At 71.8% G+C, this 21223-nt stretch carries 18 protein-coding genes and 1 pseudogene; 4 read left to right on the top strand and 15 right to left on the bottom strand.

The window, feature by feature from the left end; all coding sequences use genetic code 11:
• Positions 1–41 precede the first annotated feature (41 nt).
• On the top strand, positions 42–1037 hold the full coding sequence (locus tag OG352_RS01150; protein ID WP_329213338.1) for a TauD/TfdA dioxygenase family protein: 996 nt from the start codon (positions 42–44) through the stop codon (positions 1035–1037).
• Between the two features lie 131 nt (positions 1038–1168).
• On the opposite strand, the gene OG352_RS01145 is transcribed toward OG352_RS01150, so the two are convergent.
• On the bottom strand, positions 1169–2674 hold the full coding sequence (locus OG352_RS01145) for a metallophosphoesterase family protein (protein WP_329213336.1): 1506 nt from the start codon (positions 2672–2674) through the stop codon (positions 1169–1171).
• A 93-nt stretch (positions 2675–2767) separates the two neighbouring features.
• Positions 2768–3595: an MHYT domain-containing protein gene (locus OG352_RS01140; protein WP_329213334.1), complete on the bottom strand. Its 828-nt coding sequence runs from the start codon at positions 3593–3595 to the stop codon at positions 2768–2770.
• A gap of 495 nt (positions 3596–4090) precedes the next feature.
• On the opposite strand from OG352_RS01140, the gene OG352_RS01135 reads away from it, so the two are divergent.
• Complete coding sequence (locus OG352_RS01135; protein WP_329213331.1) at positions 4091–6490, top strand: M4 family metallopeptidase; 2400 nt, start codon at positions 4091–4093, stop codon at positions 6488–6490.
• Between the two features lie 106 nt (positions 6491–6596).
• Here OG352_RS01135 and OG352_RS01130 read toward each other — a convergent pair whose 3' ends face one another.
• Together OG352_RS01130 and OG352_RS01125 are read right to left on the bottom strand one after the other, a co-directional pair.
• Complete coding sequence (locus OG352_RS01130; protein ID WP_329213329.1) at positions 6597–7352, bottom strand: dienelactone hydrolase family protein; 756 nt, start codon at positions 7350–7352, stop codon at positions 6597–6599.
• Positions 7353–7472: 120 nt separating this feature from the next.
• A complete protein-coding gene (locus OG352_RS01125; protein WP_329213327.1) occupies positions 7473–8093 on the bottom strand; it encodes an L-threonylcarbamoyladenylate synthase in 621 nt (206 codons plus the stop codon).
• 174 nt (positions 8094–8267) lie between these two features.
• On the opposite strand from OG352_RS01125, the pseudogene OG352_RS01120 reads away from it, so the two are divergent.
• Positions 8268–9839: pseudogene (locus OG352_RS01120) on the top strand (helix-turn-helix domain-containing protein).
• Between the two features lie 117 nt (positions 9840–9956).
• Here the strand turns inward: OG352_RS01120 and OG352_RS01115 are convergent.
• From OG352_RS01115 to OG352_RS01075, 9 genes are all read right to left on the bottom strand, one after another.
• A complete protein-coding gene (locus OG352_RS01115) occupies positions 9957–11180 on the bottom strand; it encodes a cytochrome P450 family protein (protein ID WP_329213325.1) in 1224 nt (407 codons plus the stop codon).
• Positions 11177–12427 (bottom strand): cytochrome P450, encoded by a 1251-nt coding sequence (locus tag OG352_RS01110; RefSeq protein WP_329213323.1) that lies wholly within the window; start codon positions 12425–12427, stop codon positions 11177–11179. Before OG352_RS01110 ends, OG352_RS01115 begins: the two co-directional genes overlap by 4 nt.
• The gene (locus OG352_RS01105) at positions 12424–13059 is read right to left on the bottom strand and encodes a GTP-binding protein (RefSeq protein WP_329213320.1); all 636 of its coding nucleotides are present in this window, start codon (positions 13057–13059) and stop codon (positions 12424–12426) included. The genes OG352_RS01110 and OG352_RS01105 overlap by 4 nt, the downstream gene beginning before the upstream one ends.
• Positions 13028–13393: a DUF742 domain-containing protein gene (locus OG352_RS01100; protein WP_329213318.1), complete on the bottom strand. Its 366-nt coding sequence runs from the start codon at positions 13391–13393 to the stop codon at positions 13028–13030. The genes OG352_RS01105 and OG352_RS01100 overlap by 32 nt, the downstream gene beginning before the upstream one ends.
• Entirely contained in the window at positions 13390–13812 is a 423-nt protein-coding gene (locus tag OG352_RS01095; RefSeq protein WP_329213316.1) for a roadblock/LC7 domain-containing protein, read from the bottom strand. Before OG352_RS01095 ends, OG352_RS01100 begins: the two co-directional genes overlap by 4 nt.
• Positions 13809–15245 (bottom strand): ATP-binding protein, encoded by a 1437-nt coding sequence (locus tag OG352_RS01090; RefSeq protein WP_329213314.1) that lies wholly within the window; start codon positions 15243–15245, stop codon positions 13809–13811. The genes OG352_RS01095 and OG352_RS01090 overlap by 4 nt, the downstream gene beginning before the upstream one ends.
• A 297-nt stretch (positions 15246–15542) precedes the next feature.
• Complete coding sequence (locus OG352_RS01085) at positions 15543–16010, bottom strand: hypothetical protein (RefSeq protein WP_329213312.1); 468 nt, start codon at positions 16008–16010, stop codon at positions 15543–15545.
• Positions 16011–16170: 160 nt separating this feature from the next.
• Positions 16171–16539, bottom strand: coding sequence for an ArsR/SmtB family transcription factor (locus tag OG352_RS01080; RefSeq protein WP_327320552.1), 369 nt, complete (start codon positions 16537–16539; stop codon positions 16171–16173).
• A 207-nt stretch (positions 16540–16746) separates the two neighbouring features.
• The gene (locus OG352_RS01075) at positions 16747–17121 is read right to left on the bottom strand and encodes a hypothetical protein (protein ID WP_329213310.1); all 375 of its coding nucleotides are present in this window, start codon (positions 17119–17121) and stop codon (positions 16747–16749) included.
• A gap of 483 nt (positions 17122–17604) precedes the next feature.
• Here OG352_RS01075 and qcrB point away from each other — a divergent pair, with 483 nt between their 5' ends.
• A complete protein-coding gene (gene qcrB / locus OG352_RS01070) occupies positions 17605–19119 on the top strand; it encodes a cytochrome bc1 complex cytochrome b subunit (RefSeq protein ID WP_329213308.1) in 1515 nt (504 codons plus the stop codon).
• On the opposite strand, the gene ctaF is transcribed toward qcrB, so the two are convergent.
• Together ctaF and ctaD are read right to left on the bottom strand one after the other, a co-directional pair.
• On the bottom strand, positions 19037–19441 hold the full coding sequence (ctaF, locus tag OG352_RS01065) for an aa3-type cytochrome oxidase subunit IV (protein WP_329213306.1): 405 nt from the start codon (positions 19439–19441) through the stop codon (positions 19037–19039). The genes qcrB and ctaF overlap by 83 nt on opposite strands.
• Entirely contained in the window at positions 19438–21042 is a 1605-nt protein-coding gene (gene ctaD / locus OG352_RS01060; RefSeq protein ID WP_329223651.1) for an aa3-type cytochrome oxidase subunit I, read from the bottom strand. Before ctaD ends, ctaF begins: the two co-directional genes overlap by 4 nt.
• Between the last annotated feature and the right edge of the window lie 181 nt (positions 21043–21223).

Raw genomic sequence — 21223 nt, 5'->3', positions numbered from 1 at the left:
GACGGGTGACGGTGAGACGGGTGACGACGAGCGGAGCGCGCATGACGACGGACGGCCGGGCGACCCACTTCGACGACCTCGCGGACGAGAAGGCCGCCGGGGCGGCCGGGTTGGAGGTGAGACCGGTCGCCGGGCACATCGGCGCCGACATCGAGGGCGTCGATCTGGCCGCCGGCCTCGACGCCGCCCAGGTCGCCGTGATCAGGGCGGCGGTGTTGCGCTGGAAGGTGGTGTTCTTCCGCGGCCAGCGCCTCGACCACGCCGGGCACGTGGCGTTCGCGCGCCGGTTCGGCGAACCCGTCGTGCCGCGCAGACGCGGCAGTGCCTCCCCGCCCGACTTTCCGGAGGTCGAGACGACCGCCGACCGGCTGGAGCTGGGCGGGAAGTTCGGCATGGAGCACGAGGAGTGGCTGCGGCGCCGCCGGCACACCCTCCTGCGCGGCTGGCACTGCGACCACGGCGCCCGCGTCGACCCGCCGGCCGCGACGATCCTGCGCGCCGAGACCGTGCCGCCCTACGGCGGCGACACGACCTGGTCCAACCTGGCCGCCGCCTACGCCGGACTCTCCGCGCCCGTACGGGAGTTCGTGGCCGGGCTGCGCGCCGAGCACCGGCTCGGCGTCGGCTACCAGCCGCGCCCCGGCGACGACGCGTACGTCCGCCACCTCCTCGACCACCAGGTCGCCTCGGTGCACCCACTGGTCCGCGTCCACCCCGAGACGGGCGAGCGCGTGCTCTACGTCAACGGCTACTACGTCGAGCAGATCACCGGCCTCTCGCGGGCGGAGAGCGCGGCGATCCTGGACCTGCTCCTCGCGGAGGCCACCCGCCCCGAGTACACGGTCCGCTTCCGCTGGGAGCCGGGCAGCGTGGCCTTCTGGGACAACCGCGCGACCATCCACCTCGCCCCGAGCGACAACGCTCACCTCGGCATCCCCCGCACCATGCACCGGGTGATGCTCACCGGCGACGTGCCGGCCGGGGTGGACGGCAGGCCGTCGCAGCCGGTGACGGGGACCGAGCCGGGCCGCTGGTGAGGTCAGGCGCCCGGAAGCCGGCCGAGTGCCGGGCTGCGGGGAGGTCGTACGGGGCAGCCGCTTCGCCGTGAAATCCCCGTATTTCGCGCAGTTCCCCGGTTTCCTGTTCCTCGGCGGTTGTCCAGGGGGCCTCAGGTGAGCGGGATGGTGACCTCGTCCTCGACCGGTGGGTTCAGCTCCTGCGCGAGGTTGCCGGTGGCCGCGTAGCAGCGCAGCCGGACCGACTCCGGGGTGACGTCCAGCCGCAGGAAGCACTTGAAGAACGGCGGGCTGTACGTCGCCGAGCCCGGCGAGAACAACTGGGTGTAGATCTTGCGCACGGGCAGCCGGAACCGTTTGCGGCGGTCCGGGCGGCTCCCGGTGCCCAGCAGACCGGCGATCAGCCGGATCCGCCGCGTCACCCGGACCTCCGGGCCCGGCGTCCGGGTCGGCCCGATGCCCAGCCGCTCGGCGACGACCGCCTGGCCCTCGGCCTCCGTGAGGGCGAAGAAACGGCGCAGCCGCAGCCTGTGCCCGTAGAGGCGGCTGTAGAAGGCGAGGGAGTCGCCGCGCAGCGGATAGCAGCGGAAGTCCCGCTCGGTGACGCCGGCGACGGACACCCGGGGGATGGTGTGCGTGGCGTGCATGAAGGCGCCCCCGCCGCCCGAGACCACGTACTGCAGGGTCCGGCCGTCCGCCAGCCGCACCGGGTAACGCTGGTAGTTGTGGATGTCGCCGCCGATGGCCGCCACGTAGTGGTGCTCGGGCGCGCTCACGATGTCGTCGACGGTGCCGCCCCCTTCGACGGGGCACGGGTGGTGCTCGCCGTCGACGTACAGGGGCGAGCCGGTGATGAGGATCTTCAGCCGCGGGCCCCGGGACACCTCGCGCAGCCACGCGCCCTGTTCGGCGTCGACGGTGCCCAGCAGCCCGGTGTCGATGCCTATGATCCGCACCGGCCCGGTGTCGATCGCCCAGTACGGCCCGGGCTGCACGGCCTGTTGGGCCGGAGCGGCCCTCGACTCGCGTGTCTCGGCGAGGCGTTGACCGCCGGTCGGGCGCGGCCGGTGCCACAGCAGGGAGCGCAGCCAGGCCCGGGTCAGGGGGCGCCGGGCGGGCTCGGCGGGCAGGAGCGGGGCGTCGCCGCAGAAGACCCGCATGAAGGCGCCGAGATCCTCGTACCAGTCGTGGTTGCCCGGTATCGCGTATATCGGGGCCCGGTAGTCCCGGTACGGGCGGAAGAACTTGGTGCCGTAGTCGTCGGCGCTGCCGACCGGGTAGATGACGTCACTGGCGACGACGGCGAACGACGTGTCCTGACTTACCCTCAGAAAGCCCGGTACGACCGCGTATTGGGGATCGTCGCCCTCGCCCGTGTCGCCGATGACCATGAAGGAGAAGGTGTCCGGGTCCGTACGCCGGATCACCTTGTCGGCGGGTGCGCCGGCCGCCGCCCGCTGCGCCACCCACCGGCCGCGCGTCCGGCCCGTCGGGTCGCCGAACCAGGACGCCAGCACGCCGTTGCGGGCGGCCCACAGTGTGCGGGGATTCAGCCACGAGATCTTCTCGACCCGGCCCGGCATGAGTTGTTGGTACGCGCCTCGCTCGGCGCCGCCCCAGCCGGCGCCTTCGGCGGTATCGCGTGAGGAGTCAGACACCGGTGCACCGTAGCAATGATCCACAACGCGCCTTCGGGCGGGTGACCGGCCATGACGACCGTCTCCCTCGCCCTCCCGGCCGGTGCGAACGCGTCAGCGGTCGCTCCACGACCGGCCGGCGGCAGGCCGCCCGGCCGTCTCCTGCGCCGTGTCGGCCCCGACCGCCCGGGCGGGACGGTTCCAGTCGCCGTCGCCGAGTACGAGCAGCGGGTCGAACATCACCACCACGCCGGCCAGCAGCAGGAAGATCACCGGGCCGATCAGCATCGGCAGCAGCAGCGAGGTCGGGGCGTCGCCGGCCCACGACGACGACGCGCCGTGCACATGGACGCTGACCGCGGCCATCGCCGTGTAGTGCATCCCGGACACGGCGACGCCCATCACCAGGCTGGCGCCCAGGCTGGTCAGAAAACCGCGGATCGTGACGGCCGCCCACAGCGCCGCCGTCGCGGCGACCACCGCGATCAGCACGGAGAGCCCCACCGTGAGCGGGGCGTACTCGATGTCCCCGTTGAGCTGCAACGCCGCCATGCCCAGGTAGTGCATGGCGGCCACCCCGAGACCGGTGACGACCCCCGCGAGCGACAGGGACCCCCGGCCGGCGCCCCGGTAGCCCACGATGAACACGCCGACGCCGACCACCACGATCGCGACGGCGAGGCTCAGCACGGTCAGGCCGACGTGGTAGCCGATCCGTGTCTCCTCCACCTGGAAGCCGATCATGGCGATGAAGTGCATCGTCCAGATGCCGCAGCCGATCGACGCGGCCCCCAGCGCCAGCCAACCCGGCTTCCACGACTCGGTGTTGACCAGCGTCCGCACGATGCAGCGCAGCCCCAGCGCGCCTCCCAGGCAGGCCATCACAAACGCCGCGATCGGGGTCACCACCCCGTACCGGAACCCGTCAATCGTTCCCTGCATCGCCAACTCCCCCCAGAGTGATGGCAGTTCGTGGCGCAAGGTCTACGTGTAATGCAGTGGTAAAGCAAGCGAGGCCTGTCCGCCTGGATGCGAAGCGCGCGCGGACATATGCGGGAAGAGTATGCGGCGAGGCGAATTCGGGCTGTCGCCAATGGTGTTCGCCGTGATCAGTCTCAGCCATAGCCCGTGACCGCGAACGCCCCTCGCCGGACCAGGCCGGGCTCGCCCGGACAGTGAACGCACAGCTCACGCACAGTCGGGACGGGCGTGAAGTCCGTGCGGGCGTCCCGCACCGAGGGATAACCCTCGAAGCGCCACTGTCCGGATGACATGCCACCGACAGGCCTGCCATTCTCCCTCCCAACTGCCGCACACCAACGGCACGTTGACTCCACCCCCTCTCGCTCCCGCACAGCTCGGCTCGTCCCGGACAGCACACCCGTCTGCCCGGTCTGTCACCGGCCGTACCCCGCGGCCGCAGCAGTAGGAGAACGAGTGAGACCCAACCCCCGCAAGCGGACCACGGTCGGAGCGGCCCTGCTCTCCAGCGCCGCCCTCCTGGCCCTCGGTGTCCAGACGGTTCCGGCGACCGCACTGCCCGCAGCCCCGCACCCCGGCCCCGTGCGCACCGGCAGTCTGCCCGCCGACCTCACGCCCGCCCAGCGTACGACGCTGATCAGGAGCGCCGAGGCGAAGACGACGCAGACGGCCGACTCCCTGGGCCTGGGCGCCCAGGAGAAGCTGGTCGTCAAGGACGTCGTGAAGGACAACGACGGCACCGTGCACACGCGTTACGAGCGCACCTACGCCGGGCTGCCCGTCCTCGGCGGCGACCTCGTCGTGCACACGCCCCCGGCCTCCGTGGCCGCCGGCACGGTGAGCACGACGTTCAACAACAACCGCCGTACCGTCTCGGTCAGGTCCACGACCGCCACGTACAGCAAGACGGCCGCCGAGACCAAGGCCCTGACGGCCGCCAAGGCGCTCGACGCGAAGGACCCAGCCGCGCAGAGCGCCCGCAAGGTGATCTGGGCCGGCGAGGGCACGCCGAAGCTCGCCTGGGAGACGGTCGTCAGCGGTCTCCAGGACGACGGCACGCCGAGCAAGCTGCACGTCATCACCGACGCCGCCACCGGCGCGAAGCTCTCCCAGTACGAGGGCGTCGAGACCGGCACCGGCAACACGCAGTACAGCGGCACCGTCAGCCTGTCGTCGACCCTGTCCGGGTCGACGTACCAGCTCTACGACACCACGCGCGGCGGCCACAAGACGTACAGCCTGAACAACGGCACGTCGGGCACCGGCACCCTGATGACGGACTCCGACGACGTGTGGGGCACCGGCGCCGGCTCCAACACCCAGACGGCCGGCGCGGACGCCGCCTACGGCGCCCAGGAGACCTGGGACTTCTACAAGAACACCTTCGGCCGCAGCGGCATCAAGAACGACGGCGTGGCCGCGTACTCACGCGTCCACTACAGCTCGTCGTACGTCAACGCCTTCTGGGACGACGACTGCTTCTGCATGACCTACGGCGACGGCTCCGGCGGCACCCACGCGCTGACCTCGCTGGACGTCGCCGGTCACGAGATGAGCCACGGCGTCACCTCCAACACGGCGGGGCTCGACTACTCCGGTGAGTCGGGCGGCCTGAACGAGGCCACCTCCGACATCTTCGGCACCGGCGTGGAGTTCTACGCGAACAACAGCAACGACGTCGGCGACTACCTCATCGGCGAAGAGATCGACATCAACGGCGACGGCACGCCGCTGCGTTACATGGACGAGCCCGACAAGGACGGCGGCTCGGCCGACAGTTGGTACTCGGGCGTCGGCAACCTGGACGTGCACTACTCCTCGGGCCCGGCGAACCACATGTTCTACCTGCTCTCCGAGGGCAGCGGCAGCAAGACCATCAACGGCGTCACCTACAACAGCCCGACCTCCGACGGTGTCGCCGTCGCCGGCATCGGCCGGGCCGCGGCACTCCAGATCTGGTACAAGGCGCTGACGACGTACATGACGTCCAGCACCAACTACGCGGGCGCCCGCACCGCCGCCCTCAGCGCGGCCGCGGCGCTGTACGGCTCCAGCTCCGCCCAGTACGCGGGCGTCGGCAACGCGTTCGCCGGCATCAACGTCGGCAGCCACATCACGGTCCCGTCGACGGGCGTCACGGTCACCAACCCGGGCAGTCAGACCACCACGGTCAACGCCGCGGTGAGCCTCCAGCTCTCGGCGAGCAGCACCAACAGCGGCACCCTGACGTACGCCGCGACCGGACTGCCCACCGGCCTGTCGATCAGCTCGACCGGGCTGGTCTCGGGCACGCCGACCACGGCCGGCACCTACAGCACCACCGTCACGGTGACCGACTCGACCGGCGCCACCGGTACCGCGGCCTTCACCTGGACGGTCAGCTCCTCCGGGGGCGGCTCCTGCACCGTGACGCAGCTCCTGGGCAACAACGGCTTCGAGTCGGGCAACACCACCTGGACGGCGTCCAGCGGCGTCATCACCAACTCCAGCAGCCAGGCGGCCCGCACCGGCTCCTACAAGGCCTGGCTGGACGGCTACGGATCGACCCACACCGACACGCTCTCGCAGTCGGTGACGATCCCGAGCGGCTGCACCAACACCACGTTCACCTTCTACCTCCACGTCGACACGGCCGAGACCACCACCGGCACCCAGTACGACAAGCTGACGGTCACCGCCGGGTCGACCACCCTGGCCACGTACTCCAACCTCAACGCGGCCTCCGGCTACGTCCAGAAGTCCTTCAGCCTCGGGTCCTACGCGGGCAGCACCGTCGCCCTGAAGTTCTCCGGCGTCGAGGACTCCTCGCTCCAGACCAGCTTCGTCATCGACGACACCGCCGTCACGACCGGCTGATCCGCCCCACCCGACCGACGTCCCGCACCCGGGCTCTCACCGGGGGCGGGACGTCGTCGCGTCGTGGTGGCTCCTGCTGGCCGACGGAATGGCCGACGGAAAGGGATCAGAAGGTTCGCTTGAGCAGATCCAGCAGCGCGACCCAGTGCCGCTCCGCACCCGCCTCGTCGTACGCGACCGTGTCGGCCTGCGTGTAACCGTGATGAGCGCCGGTGTAGACCTCGCAGGTGTGGCGGACTCCGGCCGCGGTGAGGGCGTCCGCGAAACGCTCGATCTGCTCGGGAGGCAAGGCCTGGTCGTTGTCCGCGTGTCCGAAGTACACCTCGGCCGTGATGCGCCCGGCCGACAGGTGCGGACTGTCCGGGGCGTCGGTCGCGAGCCCGCCGCCGTGGAAACCGGCCGCCGCCGCGACCCGGTCCGGATAGGCGCCGGCGGTCCACATCACGAGCCGCGCGCCCATGCAGTACCCGGTCAGCGCCACCGGGCCGTCCGCGACCAGCTCGCTCTCCTCCAGCCACCGCAGGTAGGCGCCGGCGTCCCGCTCCACCAGCTCCGGGGTGAGGGACAGCATGAGCGGGTAGAGGGTCTCGAAGATCTCCGGACGCGCACGGAAATCGATGAACTCGGGCATCTCCACGACCGGGGCGCGCCCGTGCCGGTAGAACACGTTGGGCACCAGGACCGTGTAGCCGGCCTCGGCGAGCCGGTCCGCCATGGCCCGCAGATGCGGGCGCAGTCCGAAGGCGTCCTGGTAGAGCAGCACGCCCGGCCGGGGCGTCCCGTCACCGGAATGGGCGAGGTAGGCGTCGGCGACGCCGTCCTCGGTGCGGATGTCAACGGCTGTTCCCTGAACGGAGGTCATGGGGGTGCCTCTCTGCGCGGTGCACGGCGACAAGGGGTCATCAGGCCCGGCGAGACCGGGCACCGGCCATCGTTGCACGCACCATTCACCCGCCCGCGAGGACCCCCCGGCACAACGGGCCTACTCGAACCGGGAGGTGTCGCCCGCCCCGTGCCGCACGATCTGCGCCTCGCCGTCGGAGAAGTCGACGACCGTCGTCGGCTCGGTGCCGCAGTCCCCGGAGTCCAGCACGCCGTCCACCACGTGGTCGAGCCGGTCCTTGATCTCCCAGCCCTGCGTCATCGGCTCCTCCTCGCCGGGCAGCAACAGGGTGCTGGACAGCAGGGGTTCGCCGAGCTCGGCGAGCAGCGCCTGGGTGACGCCGTGGTCGGGGATGCGCACGCCCACCGTCTTCTTCTTCGGGTGCTGGAGCATGCGCGGCACCTCCTTCGTCGCCGGGAGGATGAAGGTGTAACTGCCGGGCGTCGACGCCTTGATCGCGCGGAACACGTCCTTGTCCACCCGCACGAACTGGCCGAGCTGCGCGAAGTCCTGGCAGACCAGGGTGAAGTGGTGCCGGTCGTCCAGGTCGCGGATGGCCCGGATCCGGTCGATGCCGTCCTTGCTGCCCAGCCGGCAGCCGAGCGCGTAGCAGGAATCCGTCGGGTACGCGATCAGGGCGTCCGCCCGGATGGCAGCCGCGACCTGGGAGATGATGCGCGGCTGGGGGTTGTCGGGGTGCACGTCGTAGTACTTGGCCATTGGCCGAGCTTATGCCGTGGCGCGGGGCGGAGCCGCGCAGCACCGTCGTCCGCAGGTCAGGACGCTGCGGGCCGACGGGCCGCACCTTGCCTCCATGGCCGCGTGAGGTAACGTTTCCGACCGATATGACCGGTTCGGCCCGTGTGGGCCGGGAGGGACGAGGAGAGCGCGGAGATGGCCGGCCGGGACGACGAGCACCGCCACACCGACCCGGCGGACGGCGCCGACCCGGCGGACGGCGCCGACTCGGCGGACGGCGCCGACTCGGCGTGGGCGCGGGAACTCCTCGACCATCTGCGCCCCACCGGACGCGACGTCCGCCGCGTCGTCGACTGGCTGGCGGACGCGGCCGACGCGACCGTCTCCCTGCGCGACGACACCGGCACCTCCCTCGCCGGACCGCTCACCCCGCTGGACGAGAGCCTGGTCGCCGACATCACCGGCGGCCGCATCGCCTCCGCCGCCTGGGAGGGCGAGGGCAGGTTCGCGCGCCTGATCAGGGTCGAACTCCCGGGCCCCGCCTCGGCCGGCGTGCTCGCCGTGACCCGCACGAGCCCCTTCGACCGGCGCGTCTTTGGCATCGTCACGCACACCGTGGGCGTCCTCGAAGTCCTCCTGCGCGCACAGCAGACCGCGGCGACCGGGCATCGCCTGGCCCGCGCCACCGCCGACCTGCGCCTCGCCATCCTGTAACTACTCATGGTCGAGGACACCGTCGCCGCCCGCCGCGTCGCCGCCGGACTGTGGCCCGGCCTGCTGGACACCGACACCGCCTGCGTCTACGTCGTCGAGAGCAGCCCCGAGGAACGCGACCGGCTCGCCGCCGCCTGCCTGGCGGCGACCCGCGACGAGGCCCTCGTCGTGCGCTGCCCCGCCATGGCCGGCCACGTCATCGTCGTCGTCCCGGACGACAGCACGGGCCACGCGCTGCGCGCCCTGTGCGACCGCAACCCCGGGGCGTTCCTCGGCGGCAGCGTCCGCCAGAGCCTCGCCCGCACCGCCACCGCCTACGGGCAGGCCGTCAGCGCCCTCGCCGTCGCCCGCTTCCGGCCCGGCCAGAGCGCCGTCTACGCCGAACGCACCCACCCCGAACGCCTGATGGACCCCGCGGCCCTGCGCACCTGGACGACCCGGCTGCTGCGCCCCCTCGACGCCCTCCCGCACCACACCCGCGCCGAGCTCCTCGCCACCACCCGGCTCGGCCTGGAGTTCACGGCCGTGAACGCCGCGAAGGTGCTCGGGGTGAGCCGCAACACCGTCCGCGCCCGGATGGAACGCGTCGAGACCCTGCTGCGCACCGACTTCTCCGACCTCGCCGTCCGGGCCGCCGTCCACCTCGCCCTCAACACCCAGGTCGGCATCGCGGACGACCCCACCGGCCCCGCGGCGGCCCCCGCCCGCCTCGGCGAGCTGCTCAGCGGGCCCGCGCTGCGCGCCTGGGCGCAGGACCTGCTGGCCCGGCTGGACACCGACGGCCGCGACCTGCGCGGCACTTTGCGCGCGTGGATCGCCGTCGGCGGCAACGCCGAACGGGCCGCGCACCTGCTGGGCGTGCACGCGCAGACCGTCCGCGAACACGTCCGCAGCGCCGAGCCCGTCCTCGAACGCCAGCTCCTCGCCGCCGGCAGCGACCTCTACGAAGTCGTCCTCGCCCATCTCGCGGTCGGCGACCTCGACCAGCCCGACCTGCGCGAACACGCCCAACGGGCGGAATCGGGCCATCCGGACGCACCTGTGCACAGGTGAGCCCTCCGGCTCCGTGAGCGGGCACCGGCACGATACACAACCCGGTCACCCGGCACGTAGGTTCGGGGAGCCGCGGGGGTGCGACCGGCACGGGGGACCGGTCGCACCCGCGCCGGGTCAGTCCCGCAGCCGGACCGGGATCTCCTGCCAGCCGCTCGCGATGAACGACGGCACCTGCCGCAGCTCCCCGGACCCGGTGTCCAGCCGCAGGCCGGGGAACCGGTCGAACAGCGCGGACAGCGCCGTCAGCGCCTCCATCCGGGCCAGCGGAGCGCCGATGCACCGGTGCACACCGAGCCCGAAGGCCAGATGGTCGTCCGCCGCGCGTGCCGCGTCGAACACCTCCGCGTCCGGCCCGTACTGCGCCGGGTCCACGTTCGCCGCCGCGTACGTCGTGATGATCGCGTCCCCGGCGGGGATCGTCACGTCACCCACCGTCAGGTCGCTGACCGCGAACCGCAGCGGCAGCGTGGCGATCGACGGGTACAGCCGCAGCGTCTCGTCCACGACCGCGTCCCAGCCGAGCTCGCCGCCGCGCACGGCCGCCAACTGCCCGGGGCTGCGCAGCAGCGCCACCACCGCGTTCCCGATCAGGTTCACGGTCGTCTCGAAACCGGCCCCGATGACCAGCAGCAGCGTGTACAGCAGCTCCTCGTCGCTGAGCCGGTCGCCCTCGTCGTCGCGGACCCGGATCAGCTCGGTCGTCATGTCGTCGCCGGGGTGCTCGCTCTTGTGGGCGATGAGCGAGCCCAGCACCGTGCCGATCTGCTCCTGCACGAACGCGGCGTGCTCCGGGCTCGGATCGGAGGTGTCCATGATCGCCGCGATGAGCCGGCCGGTGGCCTCCCGCAACTCCTCCGGCACACCGAAGAGTTCGCAGATGATCCGCATCGGCAGCGGGTAGGCGAAGGCGGCCCTCAGATCGACCGTGTCCGCGCCCTTCTCGAGCGTGTCCAGCAGCTCCCCGGTGATCGCCTCCACCCGCGTGCGCAGCGCCTCGGTACGCCGGTGGGTGAAGCTCGGCGCCACCAGTTTGCGCAGCCGCGCGTGGTCGGCGCCGTACGTGGACAGCATGTTGACCACGCCGACCCAGCCGAGGATCCAGCCCCACGAGGGGTGGTCGACGAGTTCCGGCCACTGCCGCCAGTGCCGCCGGGGGTCCTTGCTGACCTGCGGGTCCAGGATCAGCGCCTTGAGGGTGTCGTACCCGGTGGGCGCCCAGGCCGGGATGCCGCCGGGCAGCTCCACGGGCACGATCGGGCCGAGGGCGCGCAGCCGGGCGCTCTCGGCGTGCACATCGGCGCCGAACGGGTCGAGGACGATGCGGTCGGTCACGGTCACGTACGGACTCCTGAGGGGTCGGAGGCGGTGGCGGGGGAGCGGGGGCTGAAACGGACGGGCAGCGCGGTGAGCGAGCGGTGGAACGGGCCCGGCCGCCAGGACAGCCGCTCGCGGGGCAGGACGGGATCGAGGTCGGGCAGCCACTGGGTGAGCCGCTCGATCGCCTCGGTGACGAGCAGCAGCGTGTGCTGCTTCACCGGGCAGGCGTGCGCCCCGGCGCCCCACGACAGATGCGAGGCGTCGTTCGGATGCCGTCCGCCGGTGTCGTGCTGCTCGGCGAAGTGCCCCAGCGCCCCGTACGACACCACGATCGGCACCGCCTCGCGCAGCCACACCCCGTGGAAGGCCATCGGCTCGCGGGCGTAGTGGACGCCGTAGTTCGCCAGCGGCGTCTCGTGGTGCAGCACCTCGACCACCGCGTCCATCACGGGACGGGCGCCGTTGGTGAGCGTGGAGTAGTAGAGCGGGTTGCCCAGGATCCGCGACAGCGTGTTGGACAGCAGGTTCGAGGTCGGCTCGTACCCGGCGCCGAGGGTCAGGAACACCTGCCAGGTGACCTCCTCGCGGGTCAGCCCGGCCGGATGGTCCAGCAGCCGGCTGGGCAGGTCGTCGCCGGGCCGCTCGGCCTTGGCCGCGATGAGGTCGAGCACGTACTGCGCGAACTGCGCCTCGCCCTCGACGGCCTGCGGGCCGCCCTCCATCATCTTGCCCAGGCCCGCGTTGAGCCGGTCGCTCTGACTGTCCGGCAGCCCGAACAGGTCGTTGAGCACCAGCGCCAGCAGCGGCCGGGAGAAGTCCGCGACCAGGTCCGCCTCGCCGCGCGGCCCGATGCGCCCGGCCAGCAGCCGCACCGCCCGGTGCACGCGCCCGCGCAGGTCGTGCGGCTCCACCAGGCCGAACACGTCGATGAGGGTGGTGCGGTAGCGCTGGTGCGCGGCGCCGTCGGAGAACAGGGCGTTGGGCCGCCAGCGCATCATGCCGAGCACCGGTGCGTCGACGGGCACGGTCTCCTCCCACGCGCGCGGGTCGTGCGAGAACGTCTCCACGTCGTGCATGAGGTCCAGCGCGGCCCGCCGGTCGGTGACCACGTACGCGGGCACCCCGGGCGCCAACTCGGCCCAGCCGATGGGCCCTTGGGCGCGCAGCGCCTGGTAGTAGCGGTGCGGATCCGGTGCGAAGCCGTCCTCCCACAGCCGCACGGGGGCGGAGCGGGAGAAGTCGTGCCGGTGCGGGGGGTAGGTGGTCACCGGGCCTCCACGGGGTCGCGGCCGATCAAGTGGTCGACCAGCGCGAGCAGCGCGTCGATCGAGGAGTTCGCGTCCCGCGCGTCACACGTCACCATCGGCGTCCCCGGTTCCAGGTCCAGCGCCCGGCGCAGCCGCTCCTCGCCGTAGTGGCGGGGCGCGTCGGGAAAGTCGTTGAAGGCCACGGCGTACGGCAGCCCGCTCTCCTCCACCAGGCCCAGCACGTCGAACGACGCGTCGAGGCGGCGGCTGTCGACGAGGACGAGCGCCCCCAGCGCCCCGTAGGCGATGTCGTTCCACAGCTCCCTGAAACGCGCCTGCCCGGGCGTGCCGAACAGGTACAGCACCACGTCACCGGGCAGGCTGAGCCGGCCGAAGTCGATGGCGACGGTGGTCGTCGACTTCTCCCGCACCCCGGCCAGGTCGTCGACCTGCGCGGACGCCTCGGACAGGGGCTCCTCGGTGTGCAGCGGCCGGATCTCGGACACCGAGTCGATCAGCGTCGTCTTGCCCACCCCGAACGGCCCCGCGACCAGGATCTTCACCAGGTCGCGTGCGGTGTCCGGCAGGTGGACGGCACCGGGTGCGCCGGGTATGCCGGCACTAGGTGCGGTGCTTGAGGGCGCGGAGGCCATCGGCCACTCTCTTCAAGAGGTCGGGGTCGAACCGGTCGGCGGGCGGGATCGGCGCGCGGGCCAGGACCAGGTCCCGGTCGACGAGGTCGGCCGCCAGCACCCGCACCGCGGAGACCGGCAGCCGCAGCAGCGCCGCCGCCTCCACCACCGCCAGCGAGCCGCCCTCCAGCGTGTCCAGCAGGGCGAGTTCGGCGGCCGGGAGGCCGACGGGCGGTGGCTCGCCGCTGCGGGCGAGCACCGACAGCCGCTCCAGGTGGGGGCGGCTGGGCCGGGCCACACCGCCGGTCGACAGGTACGCGGGAACCAGGGGGCGGCCTGCCGGGCGGCCGGTCATGCCGGAGGGTTGTCGTCGGCTCCTCGGGGCGGGGACGCCATGGCCTTCTCACCCAGTCGCGCCACCTGGGAGTGCACCCGGTGCGCCAGCAGGTCCAGCCGCACCTCGCCGTCGCCGTACGCGGCCACACAGGTGCCGTGGTCGGTCGGCACGATCAGCACGTATCCGTGGTCGGACTCGATGACGATCTGCCGTACGTCGGCCTGCTCCCGGTCGGCGAACGCCGCCGCCGCCGTCCGGCAGGCCCCCTGCACCGTGCTGGTGATGGCGGCCACCCGCTCCGCCGACGGCTGCGACAGGGCGTCGGTGTACCCCGTCACGAGCCCGTCCCGGGTCAGCATGACGGCGGCCAGCACGTGCGGCACCTGCAGGATCGGGTCCAGCACCCATGCCGTGTCACCCGTGTTGCGGCTGGTCATCTGGCCGCTCCCTCTTCGTTGTCGGTCTGGTCGGTGTCGTCGTCCGGGGTGTCCGCGGGGACGGCCCCGCCGGTGGTCCCGGCGGCGGCGCGGGCCGCCGCGGTGCCGGACTGCAGCGCGCCGAGCGCGGCCGCGGCCTCCTCCGGGCGGCGCGCCGGGCGGACCACGGGGGTCTCCTGCGGTGCGGTCGCCCGGGTGCGGCGCCGGCGCTGCGGCAGGCCGTCGGTGTCCGGCGGCTCGTGATGCCCGGGCGGTGCCTCCGGGGCACCGGCCTCCGTGCCGTACGCGTGCGAGGGCGCGGGACGGACGGGTGCGGGCCGGTCGGGCGCCGCCTTGGGAGTCGCAGGGGTCGTACGCGGTGTGCGGGTCGTGCGTGGGGCGCTCGCGGCCGGCGGCCGGTCGGCCGGGTCGAGGGTGCTGAGGAGGTGGCTGTCGACCCGCAGCACCGCGCGCACCCCGCCGTACGGGGAGGCCGAGGACACGTCGACGCCGAGGTCGAACTGCCGGGTCAGCCGGCCGATCGCGGCCAGCCCCATGCGCGGCGGATCGCCCAGGTCGGTCAGCAGGATGAGGTCGTCACCGGCCACCAGCCGCTGGGCGCGGTCGCGTTCGTCCCGCGTCATGCCGAGACCCGCGTCGTCGATCGTGACGCACACCCCGTGATGGACGTGCTGCAGGCTCACCACGACGGAGGTGTCCGGCGCGGAGTGCCGCAGCGCGTTGTCGAGCAGCTCGGCGACGATGATGGCCACCGGCTCGACGGCGTGCGAGACCAGGGCGGTGCCGGCCTCCAGGTGGTTGTGGACCTCGACCCGGTGGTAGCCCGAGAGCCGCGCCTGACCGCCGGTCACCGCGTCCACCACGTGGGACTCCTCGCGGGCCAGCCCGACCCACGCCCCGCACACCACGGCCGCGACCTGCGCGCGGCGCAGCGACTGCTCGTTCTCGTGGTCCAGCCGGAACAGGGTCTGCGCCAACTCCGGGTCGTCGTAGCGCTGTTGCAGCCCCCGCAGCGCGTCCTGCAACCGGTACAGGGCCGCCTGGATCTCCCGGGTCGCGCCCCGCATCCCGGCCTGCGCCGCGGCGTCGACCCGGGTGCGCTGGGCGGCCACCTCGGACTGCAGCGCCAGCACCACGTTCTCCAGGGCGATGCCCAGGGGGGTGCCGGTGGTGAGCGGCTGGAGCGGGCCCGGCACGACCAGATGCGGATGCGCCACCTGGCGGGCGGCGGCGGGCACGCGCTGCGCCGCCAGATGCTCGACCTCGGCCGTGAACGACCGCAGGGAGCCGTCGAGTTGGGTGCGCAGCGCGGCGATCTCCGCTCGCTGCCTGGCCTGTTGCCGCCGTAGCCGCAGCAGGCCGCCGCCGAGGGCGAGCGCGGACAGTGTGCCGACGGCCAGGCCGCCGGTCACCAGGTCCGGTAAGTCCATCATCGATTCGGTTCCAGGGAGGGTCGGGCGTCGTCGCGGAATTCAGGGCAGGGGCGGAGTGGGACGGGGCGGGTTCGAGCGTTCGAACCGGGCACTCGCAGCACAGTACACACCGTCATCGATCGATCCCGCGGCGGTTGAGCGAGACTTGGCTCCGAAAGTGCCCGGCATCTGTTCACTTCTGCGAGGACTGTCTGAATTTCGGTACGCCGGCGTGCCCGTCGCGTTGCCCCGGCAGGGACCGGCCTTCTCCCGCGCCGCCCCGCGACGACTGCCCGTCCGGACTCCGCCCCTGACGTGCTACCGGCCGCACACCGGGGTCAGCACGGCCAGCGTGCCGTTGGCCTGGCGCAGCGCCAACTCCAGTGTGGCGGGCGGGTGCAGCGCACCCGTCCCGTCCGGCGGAACCAGCCACTCCATGAACCGGGCCGCCCGGTACGGCGGAGGCACCGCCACCCAGGAACCCCGGCCCGCGCGCCGCAGCCCCGCTCCGATCCACCGGCTCCCGGGGTCGGGCGGCAGGAAGAAACCCACCCGGTGCGCCGCGGTGTCCACCAGCGTCGGTCCCGGCGCGGGACGCGATGCCTGCCACAGCAGGTCCAGGGTGAGCAGCCCCAGCCGGTCGGGCACGCTGAGCACGTCCCAGTAACGGCCCGCCTCCAGCAGGGCGATCCCGTCGCCCTGGTCCCACTCCCGCTTGCACATCCGCGGGTCCTTCGCGGCGGCGGCGAGCCACTCCACGCCGCGCATCCACATCGCATCGCTCATGTCGGCTCCGTGTGCAGTCCGCCGTCGACCACGTGCCGACCGGGCATATGCATGCTGGTAGATATTTCTACATGGCGGAAGGGGTGGCGAACCGTGGCGTTCAACCTGTTTTGTTCGAGCTTCGCCCCGCTGTTCGGCAACCGGCACCGGCCGGTTCCGCTCATGTCCGGCCGGGGCCGCCCTGCGGCACCGACAGCGGCAGCTCGGCCTGGCGCAGTTCGGCCAGCAACTCGTTCTGCCCCGCGAGGAGTTCGGTGAGGATGCGGCGGGCGGCGCGCAGCAATTCGGCCACGTCACCGCCCGCGAGCGCGTAGCTGACCGTCGACCCCTCCCGGATCGACACCACGATCCCGGACCGGCGCAACACCGCCAACTGCTGGGACAGGCTGGACGGCTCGATCTCGATCTCTGTGAGCAGGTCCCGCACGGCGACGGGGCCGCCCTGCAGCAGTTCGAGGACCCGGATGCGTACGGGGTGCCCGAGCATGCGGAAGAACTCGGCCTTGGCCTGGTAGAGGGGAACCTGCATGTCTGTCGCTCGCTCCCTGCCGCGTTCGGTGCCCGGTGCTCGATGGCGCGGCGGCCCGCCCGTCCCCACGCCGCCGCGCGCGGCGTGCTGCGCCACGATTCTGGTGGCTGCGGGCTCCGCACACCCGTGTGATGCGCCGATCTGGATGTGTCGAGATGAAGAAGGCTTCAATTCGAGGGTGTGCGAAGCCGCGGACCGTCCGGATCGCTACACCTCGAGCTCTGCCTCGATCCGCTTGAGCTGGTGGCGGGCCATGGCCAGGTTGGACCGGCCGCGGTCCAGGACGAGATAGAGGAACAGTCCGTTGCTGCCACGGCCCTTGAGCAGCCGGATGAGGTGGTACTGACTGCCGAGCGTGATCAGAATGTCCTCGATCTCGCCCTTCAGCCCCAGGTGTTCCATGGTGCGGACCTTGGCGCGGATCACATCGGTGTTGCCGGCCGCGGCGACGTTCAGATCGAGGTCCTTGCCGCCGCCGAGCGTGCCGAGGGCCATGCCGCTGGTGTAGTCGACGAGGGCGACCCCCACCGCCCCCTCCACCGCGGTCATCGTCTCCTTGAGCGAGATCTCCACATTCGCCATGGCGCTTCTCCTGCCACTTGCGCGGGCCCGGGCTCCTCCGGCCCCACTGGTGCCCCGACCGTACGGAGCCCGTCCCCCGAGGGGGTGACGTGTTCCGGGACTGGCCCAAAGAGTTTCGGAACGCGAAGATCTCCGTTTCTTTCTGACCATGTACATACGAGTACTGAGCGGATCGATGTCGTCAGACGCGAACGCGCTCTCGACCGCGATCGAGACCGCGCAGAGAGCGGCGCGCCGGCCCCGAAGCGGTGCGGGACGACCACCTGCGCCGCTACATCGAGGCCATCGAGCTGATGGCCGCCACCCCGCGCACCGCGTTCGACGACTGAGCCCGAAGCGCGGTCACACCCGCCCGGCGATCCCCCCGCTCGACCGAACGGGTGCCTCTGCCGCGCCGCGCGGGTGTTCGGCGCGGAACGCGTACTCGTCCGGCGCACCGGCGGCTAGGCATGAGCCGAGCACCGGTGTGGAGGGAGGCGGTCCGTGGAGGGTGAGCGCGACAGCGCGGTCCGTAGGGCCGCCGACGCGACCGACGAGCGGCTGCCGCTGTACGACGGCGGCGGACTGCTGCGCAAGGCGTTCCCCCACCACTGGTCGTTCTTCCTCGGCGAACTCGCCCTCTACAGCCTGATCGTCCTGCTGCTGACCGGGGTGTGGCTGACCTTCTTCTTCCAGCCCGAGATGCACGAGGTCGTCTACGCCGGCCGGTACGTGCCCCTGAGCGGGGTCCGGATGTCCGCGGCCTTCGACTCCACCCTGCGCATCAGCTTCGACGTGCGCGGCGGACTCCTCATCCGGCAGGTGCACCACTGGGCGGCCCTGGTGTTCGTCGCCGCGATCGGCGCGCATCTCCTGCGGATCTTCTTCACGGGCGCCTTCCGCAGGCCGCGTGAGCTGAACTGGGTCATCGGCGTCACGCTGTTCGTGCTGGCCCTGGCGGAGGGGTTCGCGGGCTACTCGCTACCGGACGACCTGCTCTCCGGCACGGGCCTGCGCATCGCCCAGGGCATCATGCTCTCCATCCCGGTGGTGGGCACGTACGTGAGCATGTTCGCGTTCGGCGCCGAGTTCCCCGGCCAGGACATCGTGCCCCGGCTCTACAGCCTGCACATCCTGCTGCTGCCCGGGGCGCTGATCGCGCTGGTCACCGTCCATCTGATCCTCGTCTTCCACCTGAAGCACACGCACTGGCGCGGCCCGGGCAGGACGAACGCGAACGCCGTCGGCAAGCCCATGGTCCCCCAGTTCACGGCGTCCTCGGGCGGCCTGTTCCTCATGGTCTTCGGCCTGCTGACCCTGCTGAGCGGGCTCGCGCAGATCAACCCCGTGTGGGTGTACGGCCCCTACCGCCCGGACGTGGTGTCGACCGGCTCCCAGCCCGACTTCTACGTCGGCTTCCTGGAGGGCGCGCTACGCCTCGTACCGCCCTGGGAGACGAACCTCGCCGGACACACCCTGATGTGGAACGTCCTGCTGCCGGCCGTCGTCCTGCCCGGGCTGTTCTTCACCGTCCTGTACGCGTATCCGTTCGTGGAGCAGTGGCTCACGGGGGAGTGGCGGGAGGAACGGCATCTCTGCGACCGCCCGCGCGAGCGCCCCGTGCGCACCGGGCTCGGCGTCGCCGGGATCGTCTTCTACGGCGTTCTGCTGCTGGGCGGCGGCAACGACATCGTGGCGCAGACGTTCCGCATCTCCGTCGACACCCTCACCTGGATTCTGCGCGTCGCCCTCGTCGTGGGCCCGGTCCTGGCCTTCCTGGTCACCCGGCGTCTGTGCCACGCCCTGCTGGCCGCGGAGCGGGAACGCCTCACCGACGGCGAGGAGACCGGCGAGGTGCGCCAGTCCGTGGCCGGCGGCTACGAGAGCGACCACCGGCCGGTGGAGAGGTTCCGCCCGGGCGCCCCCAGGACACCGGTCAGCCCACCCGGCCGGAGTCCCGGCCTGCGTACTGGAAGACCATTCCGCAGACCCCGGCTCCCAGCACGCCGACGCCGATGAGGAACAGCCACAGCCCGTACACCACCCCGGTCGCGGCGACGGCGAACCCGGCGGCGACGACGACCGGCCAGTGGCTCTCGGGCGGGAAGAACTCGAGCGGCCCGGCGCCGTCGGCCACCTCGGCGTCCCCGCGGTCCTGAGGACGCAGCCCCTTGCGCCGGTAGTGCGCCGCGCAGAAGAACGCGATCACCGCGGCCATGCCGCACGCGACGACCAGCGCCGCCGTACCGGCCGGATCGAAGTGCGACCACACCCCGTACAGCACGGCGGAACCCGCGAAGAAGGCGGCGACACCGCCGAAGAGCAACGCCTCGGTCCTCATCGCAGACCCTCCTCACGCGCCCGCCGCACGACGGCCGGATGGTGCAGATCGAAGGCGGGGGACTCCGACCGCACCCGCGGCAGCGCCGTGAAGTTGTGCCGGGGCGGCGGGCACGCCGTCGCCCACTCCAGTCCGCGCCCGTAGCCCCAGGGGTCGTCCTCGGCCACGGGCCGGCCGTGGCGTGCCGTGTGCCACACGTTGTACAGGAATGGCAGGGTGGACACCCCGAGCAGGAACGCGCCCACCGACGACAGCGTGTTGAGCAGCGTGAACCCGTCGGCGGGAAGGTAGTCGGCGTACCGGCGGGGCATGCCCTCCTCGCCGAGCCAGTGCTGCACCAGGAAGGTCAGCTGGAACGCCGGGAACAGCAGCCAGAAGTGCAGCTTGCCCAGCCGCTCGTCCAGCATCCGCCCCGTGAACTTCGGCCACCAGAAGTAGAACCCGGCGAACATCGCGAAGACGACGGTGCCGAACAGCACGTAGTGCAGATGCGCCACGATGAAGTACGAGTCGGTGAGGTGGAAGTCGAGCGGCGGGGACGCGATGAGCACCCCGCTCAACCCGCCCAGCAGGAACGACACCAGGAAACCGAGCGCCCACAGCATCGGCGTCTCGAACGACAGGGACCCCCCGATCATGGTGCCGGTCCACGCGAAGAACTTGATGCCGGTGGGCACCGCGATCAGGAACGACATCAACGAGAAGAACGGCAGCAGCACCGCGCCCGTGGCGAACATGTGGTGCGCCCAGACCACCGCGGACAGCATGGTGATCGCGATCGTCGCGCCGATCATCGGCAGGTAGCCGAACAGGGGCTTGCGCGCGAACACCGGAATGATCTCCGAGATGATCCCGAAGAACGGCAGCGCCACGATGTACACCTCGGGATGCCCGAAGAACCAGAACAGGTGCTGCCACAGGAGCGCGCCGCCGTTCGCCGCGTCGAAGACGTGGCTGCCGAACTTCCGGTCCGACTCCAGCGCCAGCAGCGCCGCGGTGAGCACGGGGAACGCCGGCAGCACCAGGATCGAGGTGAACAGTACGTTCCAGGTGAAGATCGGCATCCGGAACATCGTCATCCCCGGGGCGCGCAGACACATGATCGTGGTGACGAAGTTGACCGCGCCCAGGGTGGTCGACACACCGGTGACCACGAGCCCCATCACCCACAGGTCGCCGCCCGCGCCGGGCGAGTAGTAGCCGCTGTTCAGCGGCGCGTACGCGAACCAGCCGAACGCCGCCGCGCCACCCGGCACCACGAACCCCGAGACCACCATCAGGCCGCCGAACAGGTACATCCAGTACGACAGCGCGTTCAGCCGGGGGAACGCCACGTCCGGTGCGCCGATCTGCAACGGCATCACTGCGTTCGCGAACCCGGCGAACATCGGGGTCGCGAAGAGCAGCATCATGATCGTGCCGTGGATGGTGAAGAGCTGGTTGTAGCCCTGCTCACTGGTGAACTGCATGCCCGGACGGGCCAGTTCGGCGCGCATCGCCAGCGCCAGCAGGCCGGCGAGGAGGAAGAAGCAGAACGCCGTGACCATGTACAGGCGGCCGATCACCTTGTGGTCGGTCGTGGCCGCCCAGCGCAGCAGCATACGGCCCAGGGAGTGCGGGGATGCGGCGCGGCTCCGCTCCTCGTCGGCGCGTTCCGACAGGTCGGTCATCGTCCTCCTCCAGGAAACCGGCGGTGACCGGGCGCGGACGCACAGTGAGCCCGCACGGCAGCGCCGAGGCTACTGCCGAGACCCGCGCGACCCGGCCGCGCCACGCCTCCTG

This window comes from Streptomyces sp. NBC_01485 (assembly GCF_036227125.1).
Classification (GTDB): domain Bacteria; phylum Actinomycetota; class Actinomycetes; order Streptomycetales; family Streptomycetaceae; genus Streptomyces.
This window is presented reverse-complemented; position numbering and strand designations above follow the sequence as displayed.

What these genes read in the sequence shown, in the direction of transcription:
- OG352_RS01150 (WP_329213338.1), top strand. Translation starts at nt 42, where the DNA reads ATGACGACGGACGGCCGGGCGACCCACTTCGACGACCTCGCGGACGAG.
- OG352_RS01140 (WP_329213334.1), bottom strand. Translation starts at nt 3,595, where the DNA reads ATGCAGGGAACGATTGACGGGTTCCGGTACGGGGTGGTGACCCCGATC.
- OG352_RS01130 (WP_329213329.1), bottom strand. Translation starts at nt 7,352, where the DNA reads ATGACCTCCGTTCAGGGAACAGCCGTTGACATCCGCACCGAGGACGGC.
- OG352_RS01125 (WP_329213327.1), bottom strand. Translation starts at nt 8,093, where the DNA reads ATGGCCAAGTACTACGACGTGCACCCCGACAACCCCCAGCCGCGCATC.
- OG352_RS01105 (WP_329213320.1), bottom strand. Translation starts at nt 13,059, where the DNA reads ATGGCCTCCGCGCCCTCAAGCACCGCACCTAGTGCCGGCATACCCGGC.
- OG352_RS01100 (WP_329213318.1), bottom strand. Translation starts at nt 13,393, where the DNA reads ATGACCGGCCGCCCGGCAGGCCGCCCCCTGGTTCCCGCGTACCTGTCG.
- OG352_RS01095 (WP_329213316.1), bottom strand. Translation starts at nt 13,812, where the DNA reads ATGACCAGCCGCAACACGGGTGACACGGCATGGGTGCTGGACCCGATC.
- OG352_RS01090 (WP_329213314.1), bottom strand. Translation starts at nt 15,245, where the DNA reads ATGATGGACTTACCGGACCTGGTGACCGGCGGCCTGGCCGTCGGCACA.
- OG352_RS01085 (WP_329213312.1), bottom strand. Translation starts at nt 16,010, where the DNA reads ATGAGCGATGCGATGTGGATGCGCGGCGTGGAGTGGCTCGCCGCCGCC.
- OG352_RS01080 (WP_327320552.1), bottom strand. Translation starts at nt 16,539, where the DNA reads ATGCAGGTTCCCCTCTACCAGGCCAAGGCCGAGTTCTTCCGCATGCTC.
- OG352_RS01075 (WP_329213310.1), bottom strand. Translation starts at nt 17,121, where the DNA reads ATGGCGAATGTGGAGATCTCGCTCAAGGAGACGATGACCGCGGTGGAG.
- ctaF (WP_329213306.1), bottom strand. Translation starts at nt 19,441, where the DNA reads ATGAGGACCGAGGCGTTGCTCTTCGGCGGTGTCGCCGCCTTCTTCGCG.
- ctaD (WP_329223651.1), bottom strand. Translation starts at nt 21,042, where the DNA reads ATGCTGCTGCGCTGGGCGGCCACGACCGACCACAAGGTGATCGGCCGC.